Genomic DNA, 17,184 nt, shown 5'->3' on the forward strand with positions numbered 1-17,184 from the left:
TCGTTGAGAAAATATGATGCTAGACTTTGCGTTTATCCTTCATGCCGTCGTCGAGGTGCTGCCTGCCGTACCCACGACGTTATTTATTACGCTAACCTCGCTGTCGTTCGGTTTTGTCGGTGCGCTGACGATCGTTTATATTAATTATTTCAACGTTCCCGTATTGGCTCAAATTTCGAAATTCTACGTTTCATTTTTTCGCGGCACGCCGATGGTATTGCATATTTTTCTGTTTTTTTACGGTTTCCCTCACTTTTTCGACGCACTGGCGCACTATTTTTCATTGTCGGTCAGAGCGAACAGCATACCGTTATCGGCGTTGGTGATCGGCGGGCTTTCGATGAGCACCGCGGCTTTCTTTTCGGAGATACTGAGATCCGGCATAAGCGCGATTTCCATGGGGGAACTTGACGCGTCGGTCGCATTGGGAATGACGCGCTTCCAGATGATGCGCAGGCTCCTTTTGCCTCAGGCGGTGCTGTATACCATTAAGAATTTAAGCTCGAGATCCATCAACGTATTACATGCCAGCTCCATCGCTTATTGGATCTCCGTGGTGGAAATTACCGGAAAGACCAACCTTGTCGCCTCAACAACCTATCAGTTCGTCGAGGCGTTTATTGCCGCCGCCATTATTTATTGGTGCATTACCCTATCCATCGAAGTGATCTCTTCAATCCTGGATAGAAAACTGCACGCGCGGCTATCTCGTGGTTTTTGAGGATAAGCCGGCCTACCGCTCCCGCCGTTTAAAGATCAGTTCGTCCGCCGAAGACTGGGCCGCTTCGAAGTAATAACCGTCCAGATCGAAATCTTTCAGCTGTTCCGGCCGCGTCAGGCGGTTCTGGATAATAAAACGGCTCATTAAGCCGCGGGCTTTTTTGGCGTAAAAGCTGATGACCTTAAACTTGCCGTTTTTCTCATCCAGAAACACCGGCTTGATAATCCGGCCATGCAGTTTTTTGCGGTTAACGGCTTTGAAGTATTCGTCCGACGCCAGATTAACCAGAATGTCGTCATCCTGTTCGCCGAGCGCCTGATTCAGCTTTTCAGCGATCGCGTCCCCCCAAAAGCCGTAGAGATCCTTGCCCGCTTTAGTGTCGAGTCTGGTGCCCATTTCCAGCCGATAGGGCTGCATTAAATCCAGCGGTCGCAACACGCCGTATAACCCGGACAGGATACGCAGGTGCCGCTGGGCGAAATCAAAGTCCTCTTCGCTGAAATCTTCCGCCGCCAGGCCGGTGTAAACATCCCCTTTAAAAGCCAGCAGCGCCTGGCGCGCATTTTCGGGGGTAAAGTCGGGGTGCCAGTCATTAAAGCGGCCGGCATTCAGGTCGGCCAGCTTGTCGCTGATGCCCATCAGCGAGGCGATCTGCGCCGGCGTCAGTTTCTTGCAGATGGCAATCAGCCGGCTGGAATAGTCCAGCAATTCCGGCTGAGTATAGCGTTGCGTCGCCAAAGGAGTGGTGTAATCGAGCGTTTTTGCGGGTGAAATGGTTATAAGCATGCGCCATATCCTATCGGGCCGATTTTGATGCCCTTACTATAACAAGAACCAGACAAAATCAGGCAAGAAAGCGGCGATGGTTATAACAGGGAGCGGCAATCATCGGACCGGCGGCGGCGTTTTGTGAAAGGATTAAATGTTAATATATTGTTTTAAAACGTTTTTATCCGCGCGCCGGCAGCGTGGGCCGGGGGAGATCGTCAACGGCGTCGAACGGACCGCGAGCGCGGGTGAAAAGGCCGCCTTGCGCCGGATTTCGCGCGTGTTATTATCAGATTCAAGCGAAAATACACCGCCACCAGTTCATGCTCGAATAATTCACGTATAAACCATGAGAAATGCCAATATGACGGATAAACTGACCTCCCTACGCCAACTGACAACGGTTGTGGCCGATACCGGCGATATTGCGGCGATGAAATTGTATCAACCGCAAGACGCCACCACCAACCCATCGCTGATCCTGAATGCCGCCCAGATTCCCGAATACCGCAAGCTGATTGACGACGCCGTCAACTGGGCGCGCGAGCAGAGCGATAGCCGTGAGCAGCAGGTGATCGACGCCACTGATAAGCTGGCGGTGAATATCGGCCTCGAGATTTTAAAACTGATCCCCGGCCGTATTTCCACCGAGGTGGATGCCCGTCTTTCTTATGACACGCAAGCCAGCGTGGCGAAGGCAAAACGCCTGATTAAGCTTTATAACGATGCCGGCATCAGCAATGACCGCATTCTGATCAAACTGGCTTCCACCTGGCAGGGCATTCGCGCCGCGGAACAGCTGGAAAAAGAGGGCATCAACTGTAACCTGACGCTGCTGTTCTCCTTTGCGCAGGCGCGCGCCTGCGCCGAAGCCGGCGTATTCCTGATTTCACCCTTTGTCGGCCGTATTCTGGATTGGCACAAAGCCAATGGCGATAAGAAAGAATTTGCCCCGAACGAAGATCCGGGCGTGATTTCGGTCACTGAAATCTACAACTACTACAAACAGCACGGTTATGAAACCGTGGTGATGGGCGCCAGCTTCCGTAATCTGGGGGAAATTATCGAGTTGGCCGGGTGCGACCGTCTGACCATTGCGCCGGCTCTGCTGAAAGAACTGGCGGAAAGCGAAGGGGAAGTGGCGCGTAAACTTTCTTATAGCGGCGAGGTTAAGGCGCGTCCGGCCAAACTGACCGAAGCCCAGTTCTACTGGCAGCATAATCAGGATCCCATGGCGGTCGATAAACTGGCCGATGGCATTCGCAAGTTTGCGGTCGACCAGGGAAAACTGGAAAAAGTGATTGCCGAATTACTGTAATAAACCGCACGAAAAAATGGCCGGATATGCATCCGGCCATAAACGCATAACGGCATATACTTTAGTTTCTTTCATGTTTTCGACAGGCGGTTTTATTTCGCCACGGCATTGCGCGTGTTTTTGGCGACATAAAGTTTTTCATCCGCCCGGTTCATTACCGATATCAAATCTTCTTTTTCATGATATTCCACCAGTCCGATACTGACCGTCAGGTCCACCGCCTTGCCGAATATTTCGCTATTGGCATTGCTGACCCGTAATCTGGCTCGTTCCGCCACCAGGTAGGCGTCTTCCAGTCCGATGTTGGGTAAAACAATGGCAAATTCATCACCGCCGATGCGTCCGAAAATATCTTCCCGGCGGAATGATTTTTTAAAAACCTCGGCGACGACTTTTAGCGCCTCATCCCCGGCGCTATGACCGAAAGTATCATTCACGTTCTTAAAGTGATCAATATCGATAAGAATGACGCAAACCGGACGTTTGGCGAAATTGGCGATGCGCAGCGCCTTATTGGCGGCCATAAAAAAGGCATCCCGCCGCAGGTATCCGCTCAGGTCGTCATATCTTGCGGTTATCGGCAGTTCTATCAGATACTTTTTGGCGAGAATGGAGAGCAGACTTCCCAGTATCGCGCAAAATAGCACGATGCTCAGTATAACAACCGCCGAGGTGGCCGATAAAAAGGTATCCAGTATCGAAGGAATAGGCTCCCGTGACGTGCTGCGGATGCGCAGGCCCAGCAGTTCGTCTTTTGCCGACAGAATCGGGAAAATGACCGTCAAGGTATCCTGCCCCGCATACTCGCCTATGGAGGGGAGTTTATTCTGACAGACGCGGATAATGGCCATATCGTTAAATTGCAGATCCGAGGCTGATAACCGGTTGATGCATTCACCGCTCACATCGCGGGTATTAAAGGCGAAGGTTCTTATGTGCACGACAAGATAGCGTCCGGTTTTTTCCGTGGTATCGACGTCCGTAACGTCGCCGGAATTATAGGAATCATAGGTTTTAATGATCGAGTCAAGGTTACGCTTCTCCACCCGCCAGGTTCTTTTATCTGACTCGTGTATAACAACGACGGTGATTAACAAGGAAATAAAACCGAACAGAATAAATGCGGATATCGGGTGGGAAAAAAACTCTAATATCTTATATTTAGTGCTATTCATGCATACTTCCTTGGTGTGGCTTTTTACTTATTATCTTGGCGTTAAGCTATGCGTGAATTTTATCATAGTATCTTCGCTCGGGTGAACGTTAATGATAGGCGAGGTCGTTGTTTTTCTTTTTTTTAAAAGTTTTTTTTTAAGTAAAGGCTGTCGGGCGTGGAGCGGTTGAGGAAACTCGCGTTGTTCAATTATCTCTTGGATTCAATGCAACGGGTTACTGATTAAAATGAATTTTTTTCATTTTTAAGCGAAGACTTAATAACGAGTATTATATGCGGCGATTTAGCCGCTCGAAGCAGACAATATCCTGATAAAATTGGGTTTTCATTTTCCAGGAGTCCTCTTATGAACGTATTGCATGTGGGATTGGTATCGGTTTCCGATCGGGCGTCGGGCGGTGTTTATCAGGATAAAGGCATTCCGGCGTTGGAAACGTGGTTGACGGCCGCATTAACCACCCCCTTTGAAATCGAAACCCGTCTGGTGCCGGATGAGCAACCGTTGATTGAACAAACGCTATGTGAACTGGTTGATGAGCGTGGCTGTCATCTGGTGCTTACCACGGGCGGCACCGGGCCGGCGCGTCGCGATGTGACGCCCGACGCGACGCTGGCCGTCGCCGATCGCGTAATGCCGGGCTTTGGCGAACAGATGCGCCAAATCAGTCTGCAATTTGTGCCGACGGCGATTCTGTCCCGACAGGTGGGGGTGATTCGCAAACACGCGCTGATTCTTAATCTGCCCGGGCAGCCCAAATCCATCAAAGAGACGCTGGAAGGGCTGAAAGATAGCGACGGCAGCGTCGTCGTCGCCGGGATTTTTGCCAGCATTCCCTATTGTATCCAACTGCTGGAAGGGCCGTACATTGAAACCGACCCGCGCGTCGTAGCAGCTTTTCGTCCTAAAAATGCCATCCGCGAAATAAAAAACTGAAGTTTGGCGATTTCAAACATAAGATTCAGCTTTGCTGGTGTATCAGAATTTTGCCGCTATAGTAATTTTTGCTTTACACAAGGCGGTAAAATTTTATTTCCACTCTGGCATTGCGCGGTATTTATGAATCACGAGCAGCATCACTCTCACCAACGGCAGCGCCGGTTAAACCGGCAGGATTACAAAACGCTTTCTCTGGCGGCGCTGGGCGGCGCGCTGGAGTTTTATGACTTTATTATCTTCGTCTTTTTCGCGGCGGTTATCGGGGATCTCTTTTTCCCGGCGGATATTCCCGAATGGCTGCGTCAGGTTCAGACCTTCGGCATTTTCGCCGCCGGGTATCTGGCCCGCCCGCTGGGCGGCATTATCATGGCCCACTTCGGCGACCTGGTCGGGCGTAAAAAAATGTTCAGCCTGAGCATCCTGCTGATGGCGTTGCCGACGCTGGCGATGGGCATGCTGCCGACCTATGAAGCTATCGGGATCGCCGCGCCGTTATTACTGCTGCTGATGCGCGTGCTGCAGGGCGCGGCGATCGGCGGCGAGGTGCCCGGCGCGTGGGTGTTTGTGGCGGAACACGTTCCCCGCTCCCGCATCGGTTTTGCCTGCGGAACCTTGACGGCCGGCCTGACGATGGGGATTTTACTGGGATCGCTGGTCGCCACCTTATTGAATACCGTGCTGACGCCGGCGCAGATGTCGGGCGGCGGCTGGCGGGTGCCTTTCTTTATCGGCGGGATTTTTGGCCTGGTGGCCATGTATCTGCGCCGCTGGCTGCAGGAAACGCCGGTTTTTACCGCCATGCGGGCGCAAAAAAAGCTGGCGGAGGAGGTGCCGCTGAAATCGGTGGTGCTAAAACATAAAAGAGCGGTGGCGGTGTCGATGCTGCTTACCTGGATGCTATCCGCCTGTATTGTGGTGGTGATTCTGATGGCGCCCACCTATCTGCAAAAAGTTCACGGCATTTCCGCGGCGCTGGCGCTGCAGGCGAACTGCCTGGCCACTATCGCCCTGATGTTCGGCTGCGTTATCGCCGGTTTGCTGAGCGACCGCTTCGGCGCCAGTAAGGTTTTTATCGGCGGCAGTCTGTTGCTGGCGGCGTGCAGCTGGTTTTTCTACCGCACGGCGGCGGGCGATACGGAGTGGCTGTTCGTCGGCTATGCGCTCGTCGGGCTCAGCGTCGGCGTGGTGGGGGCGGTGCCTTACGTGATGGTGCGCGCTTTTCCGGCGGAGGTCCGCTTTTCCGGGATCTCGTTTTCCTATAACGTGTCTTACGCTATTTTTGGCGGCCTGACGCCGATTTTCGTCACGTTGATTATGAAGGTAACGCCGCTGGCGCCGGCCTGGTATGTGCTGGCGCTGTCCGGCGTCGGGGTGCTGCTGGGAATATATTTACAGCGCGATCTGAATAGCGAGCAGGCCGGTAAGGCGCCGGAGGCGGAGCCTACCCGTTCGCCGGTCGGTATTTAATGCCTGTTGGTCACTCCCCGCCGCGCAGGGAGTGACGCCATTGCCTTAAACCGCATTCCGTACCTAGTGCGCGCCGCGCGCGCCGATAGGCAGGACTTTACGGCCGAACTGTTCGTTCAACACTTCCGCCATCGCCAGATAAATCGCGCTGGCGCCGCAGATAATGCCTTCGAAACCGGCAAAGGTCAGCAGCGCATGGTTGCCGGTAAAATTACCGACGGCCAGCAACGCGAAAAGCAGCGTCAGGCTGGCAAACACAAACTGCAACGCCAGGTTGGCGCGTAAGGTTCCGAAGAACATAAACAGGGTGAAGACCCCCCACAGGCCGAGGAACACGCCCAGGAACTGAGGATCGCTGGCTTCGGCCAGGCCCATTTTCGGCAATATAAGAATAGCCACCAACGTCAGCCAGAAAGCACCGTAAGAGGTGAATGCGGTAACGCCGAAGGTATTGCCTTTTTTATATTCCAGTAATCCGGCCAGAATCTGGGCGATACCGCCGTAGAAAATGCCCATGCTGAGGATAATGGAAGAAAGCGGGAAAAAGCCTGCGTTGTGCAGGTTTAATAAAATAGTGGTCATCCCGAAGCCCATCAGCCCTAACGGACCGGGATTTGCCAACGTGTTTGCGCTCATAAAACCTCTGCAATAACAGATTATCAAAATAGATGTTGTTTAAGGTGTTATTGCCCGTGATAGCGACGGTTGCGTACCCCGTTTTACCAGCGAGCGCGGCATCATATCCGGCGCGTTGAGCGGACACAACATGGCGAAGGCGGAATAGTTTGATTGAACAGGGCATAAAGGTCATTTTTTTTCATATCCCCCCTTGATGATGGAATTGTTGACCCCATCTTATTTTCAACCAAAACGGTTTGACCAAATCAAAAAGGGTTTATGCCGGCTCGTCACGCTAGCGCGGCGTCTTGAAAAAATCAGGCCGCGCCGGTGAAAAATGTCGTTGTGCAGTTGAAAAATGACATTGCGTCCGCATAGTAGGTTGAACTACCACACCGAATATGACTTTTTAGTGGAGATGTTTAGATGGGTAAGATTATTGGTATCGACCTTGGTACGACCAACTCTTGTGTAGCGATTATGGACGGTACGCAGGTTAAAGTACTGGAAAACAGCGAAGGCGATCGCACCACGCCTTCAATCATTGCTTATACCCAAGACGGTGAGACTCTGGTTGGCCAACCGGCTAAACGTCAGGCGGTGACTAACCCGAAAAATACGCTGTTCGCGATTAAGCGTCTGATCGGCCGTCGTTTCAAAGATGAAGAAGTTCAGCGCGATACCAACATCATGCCGTATAAAATCATCGCGGCTGATAACGGCGATGCCTGGCTGGAAGTGAAAGATCAGAAGCTGGCTCCGCCGCAGATTTCAGCTGAAGTGCTGAAAAAAATGAAGAAAACGGCGGAAGACTATCTGGGCGAACCGGTAACCGAAGCGGTTATCACCGTCCCGGCCTACTTCAACGATGCTCAGCGTCAGGCGACCAAAGACGCCGGCCGTATCGCCGGCCTGGAAGTGAAACGTATTATTAACGAACCGACCGCCGCCGCGCTGGCGTACGGCCTGGATAAAGAAGTGGGCAACCGCACCATCGCCGTCTATGACCTGGGCGGCGGTACTTTCGATATCTCTATTATCGAAATCGATGAGGTTGACGGCGAAAAAACCTTTGAAGTTCTGGCGACCAACGGTGATACCCACCTGGGCGGCGAAGACTTCGACAGCCGTTTGATCAACTATCTGGTTGACGAATTCAAGAAAGAGCAGGGCTTTGACCTGCGTAACGATCCGCTGGCGATGCAGCGTCTGAAAGAAGCGGCGGAAAAAGCCAAGATTGAGCTCTCTTCCGCGCAGCAGACCGACGTCAACCTGCCGTACATCACCGCGGATGCGACCGGCCCGAAACACCTGAACATCAAAGTGACGCGCGCCAAACTGGAGTCTTTGGTTGAAGATTTGGTCAACCGTTCTCTGGAGCCGCTGAAAGTCGCGCTGAAAGACGCCGGCCTGTCCGTGTCTCAGGTTCAGGACGTTATTCTGGTCGGCGGTCAGACCCGTATGCCGCTGGTACAGAAGAAAGTGGCTGATTTCTTCGGCAAGGAACCGCGTAAAGACGTCAACCCGGATGAAGCGGTGGCTATCGGCGCCGCGGTTCAGGGCGGCGTGTTGTCCGGCGACGTGAAAGACGTTCTGCTGCTGGACGTTACCCCGCTGTCGCTGGGTATCGAAACCATGGGCGGCGTGATGACGGCGCTGATTGCCAAGAACACCACTATCCCGACGAAACACAGCCAGGTGTTCTCTACGGCGGAAGATAACCAGTCCGCGGTGACGATTCACGTCCTGCAGGGTGAGCGTAAACGCGCCCAGGATAACAAGTCCCTGGGGCAGTTTAACCTGGACGGCATTCAGCCTGCGCCGCGCGGTTTGCCGCAGATCGAAGTTACGTTCGACATCGATGCCGACGGTATCCTGCACGTTTCCGCGAAAGATAAAAACAGCGGCCGCGAGCAGAAAATCACCATCAAGGCCTCTTCCGGTCTGAATGAGGACGAGATCCAGAAAATGGTGCGCGATGCCGAAGCGAACGCGGAATCCGACCGTAAGTTTGAGGAACTGGTGCAGACCCGCAACCAGGGCGATCACCTGTTGCACAGCACGCGCAAGCAGCTGGAAGAAGTCGGCGATAATCTGGCCGCCGATGATAAAACCGCCATTGACGATGCGCTGAAAGCGCTGGAAAGCGCGCTGAAAGGCGAAGACAAGGCCGATATCGAAGCGAAGATCCAGGCGCTGGTTCAGGTTTCCGGCAAACTGCTGGAAGCCTCTCAGCAGCAGGCTCAGGCCGGCGCGGGCGCTGAAGGCGCGGCGGATGACGCCGCTCGTAAAGACGACGACGTGGTCGATGCCGAGTTTGAAGAAGTAAAAGATAAAAAGTAATTGCCCTGAGCGGGCACGGTAGCGGTCAGTAGTAGATACTGTTGCTGGCAACCAGCACGGGCGTCGAGGAAACTCTGCGCCCGTGCACGTATGTTGAGGGCAGGAAAAAAAGAATGGCGAAGCAAGACTATTACGAGATTTTAGGCGTTGCTAAAGATGCGGACGAGCGTGAAATCAAGAAGGCTTATAAACGTCTGGCGATGAAGTATCACCCGGATCGTAATTCTGGTGAGAAAGAAGCCGAGGCGCGATTTAAAGAGATCAAGGAAGCCTACGAGATCCTCACCGACTCACAGAAACGAGCTGCTTACGATCAGTACGGCCATGCCGCGTTTGAACAAGGCGGCATGGGCGGCGGCGGTGGCTTTAGCGGCGGCGGCGCCGATTTCGGTGATATCTTTGGCGACGTTTTCGGCGATATTTTTGGCGGCGGTCGCCGTCAGCGCGCGAGCCGCGGCTCCGACTTACGCTACAACATGGAGCTGTCGCTGGAAGAGGCCGTGCGCGGCGTCACCAAAGAGATCCGTATTCCCACGCTGGAAGAGTGTGATGTTTGCCACGGCAGCGGGGCGAAACCGGGCAGTTCGCCCGTCACCTGTCCTACCTGTCACGGCAACGGCCAGGTGCAAATGCGCCAGGGTTTCTTTACCGTGCAGCAGGCCTGTCCGCACTGCCACGGCCGCGGCAAGATCATTAAAGATCCCTGCGTTAAATGCCACGGTCACGGCCGGGTGGAAAAGAGCAAAACGCTGTCGGTGAAGATCCCGGCCGGGGTGGATACCGGCGACCGCATCCGTTTGTCCGGCGAAGGGGAAGCGGGGGAGCACGGCGCGCCGGCGGGCGATTTGTATGTGCAGGTTCAGGTGAAAGCGCATCCGATTTTCCAGCGCGAAGAAAACAACCTGTACTGTGAGGTGCCGATCAACTTCGCCATGGCGGCGTTGGGCGGAGAAATTGAAGTGCCGACGCTGGATGGCCGGGTGAAGCTGAAAGTTCCCGCCGAAACGCAAACCGGCAAACTGTTCCGCATGCGCGGCAAGGGCGTGAAGTCGGTACGGGGCGGCGCCCAGGGCGATCTGCTGTGCCGGGTGGTGGTGGAAACCCCGGTCAGCCTGAACGAGCGGCAAAGAGAGCTATTGCAGGAGCTGGCGGAAAGCTTCGGCGGCCCGTCGGGCGACAGAAACAGCCCGCGTTCCAAAAGCTTCTTCGACGGCGTGAAGAAGTTTTTTGACGATCTGACGCGCTAAGGCGCTTTTTATCGCCAGCGGGATAAGACGGAAAAACCGGTCGCGAATCAGCGGCCGGTTTTTTTTGCTCTGACGGCAGACGTAAAAAAACCGGCCTGAGCCGGTTTTTTTAACCACAATAATACGCGAAAAGCGATTATTGCATGGCGTTGATGCGCGCAACCAGATTGGATTTATGACGTGCAGCTTTGTTTTTGTGGATCAGGCCTTTGCTTGCCTGACGATCCACGATCGGTTGCATATCATTAAACGCATTCTGTGCCGCTTCTTTATCGCCAGTCGCGATCGCCGCGTATACTTTCTTGATGAAAGTACGCATCATCGAGCGACGGCTTGCGTTATGCTTGCGGCGCTTCTCAGATTGTACGGCGCGTTTCTTAGCTGATTTGATATTAGCCAAGGTCCAACTCCCAAATATATTCTATCGAGGACAATTCAAAGGCCGAGGAATATGCCCTTTTAGCCTTCGTTTGTCAATGGATTTGTGCAAATAAGCGCCGTTTGTACGTCGACGCTTGTTACGTTGTGATGGCGCAGGATTTTAACAGCTTCACGCGGTGGAATACAGCTTTTCGCATGATAAATTCACCTTAAGGCGATTAAAGCGCGATAAAACAATTAATCACGGCGAAAACCCCGTCGGAATAGCCCGCTTGTCGCCGCTATTCGCCGACGATCCGTCGAAAAAACGCCAAAATAGCGACAGTATCCGCAAGGGCGGCGGTAAAAGGCGCGAATCGCGGGTTAACCTTACTCGCTGTACAAGGTATAATCCGCCGGTTTCCAATTTAACCCATTTGTTCTGAGCCAGCCATGCAGCTAATTCGCGGTATACACAATCTTCGGGCACACCATTATGGCTGTGTGCTCACTATTGGTAATTTTGACGGCGTGCATCGCGGGCATCAGATGCTGCTTGAGCGCTTGAAGCAGGAAGGCCGCGCACGCGGCCTTCCTGTCATGGTGATGATTTTCGAACCTCAGCCGTTGGAGCTGTTTTCCGCCGAGAAGGCGCCGGCGCGGCTGACTCGCCTGCGCGATAAAGTGAACTATCTGCGGAAAGCCGGCGTGGACTACCTGCTGTGCGTGCGATTTGACGCCCGCTTCGCCGCCAACCATGCTCAAACTTTTGTTTCCACCCTGCTGGTAGAGAAGCTGGGCGTCAGGTTTTTGGTGGTGGGGGATGACTTCCGCTTCGGGGCTGGTCGCGCAGGCGATTTCCTGTTATTACAGAAAGCGGGCCGGGAGGCGGGTTTTGACGTTATCAGCACCGCGTCATTCTGCAACGATGGTAAACGCGTGAGCAGCACCGCGGTGCGCGAAGCGCTCTACAATGACGATTTGGCGCTGGCGGAAAGCCTGTTGGGCCATCCCTACAGCATTTCCGGGCGCGTGGTTCATGGTAACGAGCTGGGGCGGACCATCGGTTTCCCCACCGCCAATCTGCCGTTAAAACGCCAGGTGTCGCCGGTCGGCGGGGTTTATGCCGTCAGCGTCTATGGCCTGGGGGATAAGCCGTTGCCGGGGGTGGCCAATATCGGCACGCGCCCGACGGTCACCGGAGACAAGCGCCAGCAGCTTGAAGTGCATTTGCTGGATGTGACGATGGATCTCTATGGCCGTCATATAGAAGTGGCGCTACGCAAAAAGATACGTAATGAACGGCGTTTTGCTTCGCTTGAGGCGCTCAAGCGGCAAATCGCTGATGATGTGGTGACGGCCCGGGAGTTTTTCGGGTTAAAGACACCGGTTTAATTTTTCTAGCCGAAAACGAAATCGAGAATCTAATGAGTGACTATAAGACTACCCTGAATTTGCCGGAAACAGGGTTCCCGATGCGTGGCGATTTGGCCAAGCGTGAACCTGACATGCTGAAACGTTGGTATGAACAGGATCTGTACGGGATTATTCGCCGTGCTAAAAAGGGTAAAAAAACCTTTATTCTGCACGATGGCCCGCCGTATGCGAATGGCAACATTCATATCGGTCACTCAGTCAATAAAATTCTGAAAGACATTATCGTCAAGTCGAAAACCCTGGCCGGCTATGACTCGCCGTATATCCCCGGCTGGGACTGCCACGGCCTGCCGATTGAACTGAAGGTTGAACAGCTTATCGGCAAGCCGGGCGAGAAGGTCAGCGCCGCGGAATTCCGCGCCGAGTGCCGCAAATACGCGGCCGAGCAGGTTGCCGGTCAAAAGAAAGACTTTATCCGTCTTGGCGTGCTGGGCGACTGGGATCATCCCTACCTGACGATGGACTTCGCCACCGAAGCCAACATCATTCGCGCGCTGGGCCAAATTATCGCCAACGGCCACCTGCATAAAGGGGCCAAGCCGGTTCACTGGTGCGCCGACTGCGGTTCCGCCCTGGCGGAAGCGGAAGTGGAATACTACGACAAAACCTCGCCTTCCATCGACGTGGCGTTTAACGCCGTCGATGCCGCGGCGGTTAGCGCCAAATTCGGCGTGAGCCAGGCGGACGGGCCGCTTGCGCTGGTTATCTGGACCACCACTCCGTGGACGTTGCCGGCTAACCGCGCCATCTCCCTCAACCCTGAATTCACCTATCAACTGGTGCAGGTTGAAGGGCGGGCGTTGATTCTGGCGGCGGATCTGGTGGAAAGCGTGATGAAACGCATTGGCGTCAGCCACTGGACCGTGCTGGGCGAATGCAGCGGCCGCGATCTCGAACTGCTGCGTTTCCAGCATCCGTTCCTGGCGTTCGACGTGCCGGCGATCCTGGGCGACCACGTGACGCTGGACGCGGGTACCGGCGCGGTGCATACCGCGCCCGGCCACGGTCCGGACGACTATGTCATCGGTCAGCAATACGGGCTGGAGGTCGCCAATCCGGTGGGGCCGAACGGCTGCTACCTGAGCGGCACCTATCCGGAACTGGACGGCAAGTTTGTCTTTAAGGCCAATGATACCGTCGTCGAGATCCTGCGCCAGCGCGGCGCGCTGCTGCACGTGGAAAAACTGCTGCACAGCTATCCGTGCTGCTGGCGCCATAAAACGCCGATCATTTTCCGCGCCACCCCGCAGTGGTTTATCAGCATGGATCAGCAAGGGCTGCGTAAGCAGTCGCTGGCCGAAATCAAAGGCGTACAGTGGATCCCGGACTGGGGCCAGGCGCGTATCGAATCGATGGTCGCCAATCGTCCCGACTGGTGTATTTCCCGCCAGCGCACCTGGGGGGTGCCGATGTCGCTCTTCGTCCATAAAGAGACGGAAGAACTGCATCCGCGCACCGGCGAGCTGATCGAGGCGGTTGCCAAACGCGTGGAGCAGGACGGCATCCAGGCATGGTGGGATCTCGACCCGGCCGAACTGCTCGGTGCCGACGCGGCGGACTATGTAAAAGTCCCGGATACGCTGGACGTCTGGTTCGACTCGGGATCGACCAGCCGCTCGGTGGTGGACGTGCGCCCCGAGTTCGGCGGCCACGCGGCGGATATGTATCTGGAGGGTTCCGACCAGCACCGCGGCTGGTTTATGTCGTCGCTGATGATTTCGACGGCGATCAAGGGCAAGGCGCCGTACCGTCAGGTATTGACCCACGGCTTCACCGTTGACGGTCAGGGCCGCAAGATGTCCAAATCCATCGGCAATACCGTCAGCCCGCAGGATGTGATGAACAAGCTGGGGGGCGATATTCTGCGGCTGTGGATCGGCTCAACCGACTACTCCGGCGAAATCGCGGTGTCTGATGAGATCCTGAAGCGCTCCGCGGACGCCTACCGCCGTATTCGCAATACCGCGCGCTTCCTGCTGGCCAACCTGAACGGTTTTGATCCGCGGACGGATATGGTGAAGCCGGAAGAGATGGTGGTGCTGGATCGCTGGGCGGTCGGCCGCGCCAAAGCCGCGCAGGAAGAGATTACCGAAGCCTACGACAGCTATGATTTCCACCGCGTGGTTCAGCGTCTGATGCAGTTCTGCTCTATCGAGATGGGGTCGTTCTATCTCGATATCATCAAGGATCGCCAGTATACGGCGAAAGGCGACAGCGTGGCCCGCCGCAGCTGCCAGACGGCGCTGTATCATATTGCGGAAGCGCTGGTGCGCTGGATGGCGCCGATCCTCTCCTTTACCGCGGATGAAGTCTGGGCGTATCTGCCGGGCGAGCGCGCGCAATACGTGTTTACCGAAGAGTGGTATGACGGCCTGTTTGGTCTGGATACGGCGGAAACCCTGAATGACGCTTTCTGGGCGGATATTCTGCAGGTACGCAGCGAAGTGAATAAGGCGATCGAGCAGGCGCGTAACGACAAGCGTATCGGCGGATCGCTGGAAGCCTCCGTCACGCTGTACGCCGACGCCGACCTGGCCGGTAAGCTTAATCGGCTGCATCAGGAGCTGCATTTCGCCCTGCTGACCTCGAAAGCCCGGGTCGAGCGGTATGAAAACGCGTCGGTCGACGCGCAGGCCACGGAACTACCCGGATTGAAAATTGCCTTAAGCAAGGCGGAAGGGCATAAGTGTCCGCGTTGCTGGCATTATGAGTCGGATATCGGCAGCAACCCCGATCATCCCGACATTTGCGGTCGCTGCGCGACCAACGTCGGCGGCAAGGGCGAAGAGCGTAAATTTGTCTGATGAATAAATCGATCTGTTCGAGCGGATTGCGCTGGCTGTGGCTGGCGCTGGCGGTTCTGGTTGTCGACCTCGGCAGCAAGCAGTGGATTTTAGCCCACTTCGCGCTGGGGGATACGCAGCCGCTGGTTCCTTATCTGAACCTGCACTATGCGCGCAACTATGGCGCGGCGTTCAGTTTTCTGGCGGACAAGGGCGGCTGGCAGCGCTGGTTTTTTGCCGGTATCGCCATCGCCATCGTTATCGCCCTGCTGGTGATGATGTATCGCGGCAGCGCGCGGCAAAAGCTGAATAATATCGCCTATGCGCTGATTATCGGCGGCGCCTTGGGCAACCTGTTTGACCGGATGTGGCATGGTTTCGTCGTGGATTTTATCGACTTCTATGTCGGTAGCTGGCATTTCGCCACCTTCAATCTGGCGGACAGCGCTATCTGTATCGGCGCCGCGCTGATTGTGCTGGAAGGCTTTTTCAACACCAATGATGACGCGGTCAAGCAAAAGGGTCACTGATGTCTGAGACTGTACAGAGCAACAGCGCTGTGCTGGTGCATTTTATCCTGACGCTGGAGGATGGTTCCGCGGCGGAGTCGACCCGTGAAAGCGGCAAACCCGCGCTGTTCCGACTGGGCGACGGCAGCCTGTCCGCCGAACTGGAACGGCATCTGCTGGGATTAAGGCGGGGGGAGAAACGCAAGTTCACGCTGGCGCCGGAGTCCGCTTTCGGCGCCGCAAACCCCGACCTGATCCAGTTTTTCCTGCGTCGCGACTTTGCCGAGACCGGCGTGCCGGACGTGGGGACCATCATGCTGTTCAGCGGCATGGGCGGCAACGATATGCCGGGGATCATCCGTGAGGTGACGGAAGAGTCCGTCACCGTGGATTTCAACCATCCGCTGGCCGGCCGCTCGGTTACGTTCGATATGGAAGTGTTGGATATCGACCCATCTCGGCAGGAGGTTCCCCATGCAAATCTTGCTGGCTAATCCCCGCGGCTTTTGCGCCGGGGTCGATCGCGCCATCAGTATCGTCGAGCGGGCGCTGGAGATTTACGGCACCCCGATCTACGTGCGTCATGAAGTGGTGCATAACCGCTATGTGGTCAACGGGCTGCGCGAGCGCGGCGCGATATTTATCGAACAGATCGAGGAGGTGCCGGACGGCTCGATTCTGATTTTCTCGGCCCATGGCGTTTCGCAGGCGGTGCGCGCCGAGGCCAAAAATCGCGATCTGACCGTCTTTGACGCCACCTGTCCGCTGGTGACCAAGGTGCATATGGAAGTGGCGAGGGCCAGCCGCAAAGGCGTGGAGGCGATCCTGATCGGCCACGCCGGCCACCCGGAGGTCGAGGGCACCATGGGGCAGTACAGTAACGCGCGCGGCGGCATGTATCTGGTGGAGTCGCCCGAGGATGTCTGGCGCTTGCAGGTCAAGGACGAAAACAACCTCTGTTTTATGACGCAAACCACGCTGTCGGTTGATGATACCTCCGCGGTGATCGATGCGCTGCGCGAACGTTTTCCGCGCATTATCGGTCCGCGTAAAGACGATATTTGCTACGCCACCACCAATCGCCAGGAGGCGGTGCGCAATCTGGCGACTGAAGCCGACGTGGTGCTGGTGGTCGGCTCCAGGAACTCCTCCAACTCCAATCGTCTGGCCGAACTGGCGCAGCGCGCGGGGAAATCGGCTTATCTGATCGACGCGGCCGCGGACATTCAGGAAAGCTGGCTGAGCGGCATTACCCGCGTCGGGGTGACCGCCGGGGCGTCGGCGCCGGATATCCTGGTGCAGCAGGTCATCAAGCGCTTGCAGGCCCTGGGCGGAGAGATTGCCGTGGAAATGCAGGGGCGCGAAGAGAACATCGTCTTTGAAGTGCCCAAAGAGCTGCGCGTTGAAGTGAAGCTAATCGATTAACCTTGATGGCGGCGGGAGCGCGTTTTCTCTTCGCCGCCTCTTCCCTCGTTCTCCCCGAATAAACCCGATCGCCGGTT

The 17,184-nt window shown here is 55.5% G+C and carries 15 protein-coding genes; 11 read left to right on the forward strand and 4 right to left on the reverse strand.

The genetic code is table 11. From position 1 onward, the window contains the following. The first annotated feature begins 13 nt into the window (after positions 1–13). Positions 14–721: an amino acid ABC transporter permease gene (locus tag DDT56_RS08620; RefSeq protein ID WP_136166047.1), complete on the forward strand. Its 708-nt coding sequence runs from the start codon at positions 14–16 to the stop codon at positions 719–721. A gap of 12 nt (positions 722–733) precedes the next feature. Here DDT56_RS08620 and yaaA read toward each other — a convergent pair whose 3' ends face one another. After that, positions 734–1,507, reverse strand: coding sequence for a peroxide stress protein YaaA (gene yaaA / locus DDT56_RS08625; protein WP_136166048.1), 774 nt, complete (start codon positions 1,505–1,507; stop codon positions 734–736). Between the two features lie 346 nt (positions 1,508–1,853). Between yaaA and tal the strand changes: the two genes are divergently transcribed. Beyond that, positions 1,854–2,807 (forward strand): transaldolase, encoded by a 954-nt coding sequence (tal, locus tag DDT56_RS08630; protein ID WP_136166049.1) that lies wholly within the window; start codon positions 1,854–1,856, stop codon positions 2,805–2,807. Positions 2,808–2,899: 92 nt separating this feature from the next. On the opposite strand, the gene DDT56_RS08635 is transcribed toward tal, so the two are convergent. Continuing rightward, positions 2,900–3,982, reverse strand: a complete 1,083-nt coding sequence (locus DDT56_RS08635) for a GGDEF domain-containing protein (protein ID WP_136166050.1) — start codon at positions 3,980–3,982, stop codon at positions 2,900–2,902. 345 nt (positions 3,983–4,327) lie between these two features. On the opposite strand from DDT56_RS08635, the gene mog reads away from it, so the two are divergent. Beyond that, the gene (mog, locus tag DDT56_RS08640) at positions 4,328–4,915 is read left to right on the forward strand and encodes a molybdopterin adenylyltransferase (protein WP_136166051.1); all 588 of its coding nucleotides are present in this window, start codon (positions 4,328–4,330) and stop codon (positions 4,913–4,915) included. 123 nt (positions 4,916–5,038) lie between these two features. Then, the gene (locus DDT56_RS08645) at positions 5,039–6,385 is read left to right on the forward strand and encodes an MFS transporter (protein WP_136166052.1); all 1,347 of its coding nucleotides are present in this window, start codon (positions 5,039–5,041) and stop codon (positions 6,383–6,385) included. A 63-nt stretch (positions 6,386–6,448) separates the two neighbouring features. Here DDT56_RS08645 and satP read toward each other — a convergent pair whose 3' ends face one another. Next, the gene (gene satP, locus DDT56_RS08650; protein ID WP_009111379.1) at positions 6,449–7,021 is read right to left on the reverse strand and encodes an acetate uptake transporter; all 573 of its coding nucleotides are present in this window, start codon (positions 7,019–7,021) and stop codon (positions 6,449–6,451) included. Positions 7,022–7,429: 408 nt separating this feature from the next. Here satP and dnaK point away from each other — a divergent pair, with 408 nt between their 5' ends. Together dnaK and dnaJ are read left to right on the forward strand one after the other, a co-directional pair. Then, a complete protein-coding gene (dnaK, locus tag DDT56_RS08655; protein WP_136166053.1) occupies positions 7,430–9,346 on the forward strand; it encodes a molecular chaperone DnaK in 1,917 nt (638 codons plus the stop codon). A gap of 113 nt (positions 9,347–9,459) precedes the next feature. Next, positions 9,460–10,593, forward strand: a complete 1,134-nt coding sequence (dnaJ, locus tag DDT56_RS08660; protein WP_136166054.1) for a molecular chaperone DnaJ — start codon at positions 9,460–9,462, stop codon at positions 10,591–10,593. Between the two features lie 136 nt (positions 10,594–10,729). Here dnaJ and rpsT read toward each other — a convergent pair whose 3' ends face one another. Then, a complete protein-coding gene (gene rpsT / locus DDT56_RS08665; RefSeq protein WP_009111382.1) occupies positions 10,730–10,993 on the reverse strand; it encodes a 30S ribosomal protein S20 in 264 nt (87 codons plus the stop codon). A 413-nt stretch (positions 10,994–11,406) separates the two neighbouring features. On the opposite strand from rpsT, the gene ribF reads away from it, so the two are divergent. From ribF to ispH, 5 genes are read left to right on the forward strand one after another with little or no spacing between them, the layout of a single operon-like run. Continuing rightward, a complete protein-coding gene (gene ribF / locus DDT56_RS08670) occupies positions 11,407–12,348 on the forward strand; it encodes a bifunctional riboflavin kinase/FAD synthetase (protein ID WP_136166055.1) in 942 nt (313 codons plus the stop codon). Between the two features lie 32 nt (positions 12,349–12,380). Continuing rightward, entirely contained in the window at positions 12,381–15,194 is a 2,814-nt protein-coding gene (ileS, locus tag DDT56_RS08675) for an isoleucine--tRNA ligase (protein ID WP_136166056.1), read from the forward strand. Then, positions 15,194–15,703 (forward strand): signal peptidase II, encoded by a 510-nt coding sequence (gene lspA, locus DDT56_RS08680; RefSeq protein ID WP_136166057.1) that lies wholly within the window; start codon positions 15,194–15,196, stop codon positions 15,701–15,703. Before ileS ends, lspA begins: the two co-directional genes overlap by 1 nt. Then, the gene (gene fkpB, locus DDT56_RS08685) at positions 15,703–16,176 is read left to right on the forward strand and encodes an FKBP-type peptidyl-prolyl cis-trans isomerase (protein WP_136166058.1); all 474 of its coding nucleotides are present in this window, start codon (positions 15,703–15,705) and stop codon (positions 16,174–16,176) included. The genes lspA and fkpB overlap by 1 nt, the downstream gene beginning before the upstream one ends. Further along, positions 16,157–17,107: a 4-hydroxy-3-methylbut-2-enyl diphosphate reductase gene (gene ispH, locus DDT56_RS08690; protein ID WP_136166059.1), complete on the forward strand. Its 951-nt coding sequence runs from the start codon at positions 16,157–16,159 to the stop codon at positions 17,105–17,107. Before fkpB ends, ispH begins: the two co-directional genes overlap by 20 nt. The last annotated feature ends 77 nt before the right edge of the window (positions 17,108–17,184 follow it).

The sequence above is a fragment of the Brenneria corticis genome (assembly GCF_003115855.1).
Classification (GTDB): domain Bacteria; phylum Pseudomonadota; class Gammaproteobacteria; order Enterobacterales; family Enterobacteriaceae; genus Brenneria; species Brenneria corticis.

Coding starts and splice junctions, on each gene's coding strand:
- ribF (WP_136166055.1), top strand. CDS start 11,407: ATGCAGCTAATTCGCGGTATACACAATCTTCGGGCACACCATTATGGC.
- lspA (WP_136166057.1), top strand. CDS start 15,194: ATGAATAAATCGATCTGTTCGAGCGGATTGCGCTGGCTGTGGCTGGCG.
- DDT56_RS08620 (WP_136166047.1), top strand. CDS start 14: ATGATGCTAGACTTTGCGTTTATCCTTCATGCCGTCGTCGAGGTGCTG.
- DDT56_RS08645 (WP_136166052.1), top strand. CDS start 5,039: ATGAATCACGAGCAGCATCACTCTCACCAACGGCAGCGCCGGTTAAAC.
- dnaK (WP_136166053.1), top strand. CDS start 7,430: ATGGGTAAGATTATTGGTATCGACCTTGGTACGACCAACTCTTGTGTA.
- fkpB (WP_136166058.1), top strand. CDS start 15,703: ATGTCTGAGACTGTACAGAGCAACAGCGCTGTGCTGGTGCATTTTATC.
- tal (WP_136166049.1), top strand. CDS start 1,854: ATGACGGATAAACTGACCTCCCTACGCCAACTGACAACGGTTGTGGCC.
- yaaA (WP_136166048.1), bottom strand. CDS start 1,507: ATGCTTATAACCATTTCACCCGCAAAAACGCTCGATTACACCACTCCT.
- ileS (WP_136166056.1), top strand. CDS start 12,381: ATGAGTGACTATAAGACTACCCTGAATTTGCCGGAAACAGGGTTCCCG.
- dnaJ (WP_136166054.1), top strand. CDS start 9,460: ATGGCGAAGCAAGACTATTACGAGATTTTAGGCGTTGCTAAAGATGCG.
- ispH (WP_136166059.1), top strand. CDS start 16,157: ATGCAAATCTTGCTGGCTAATCCCCGCGGCTTTTGCGCCGGGGTCGAT.
- satP (WP_009111379.1), bottom strand. CDS start 7,021: ATGAGCGCAAACACGTTGGCAAATCCCGGTCCGTTAGGGCTGATGGGC.
- DDT56_RS08635 (WP_136166050.1), bottom strand. CDS start 3,982: ATGAATAGCACTAAATATAAGATATTAGAGTTTTTTTCCCACCCGATA.
- mog (WP_136166051.1), top strand. CDS start 4,328: ATGAACGTATTGCATGTGGGATTGGTATCGGTTTCCGATCGGGCGTCG.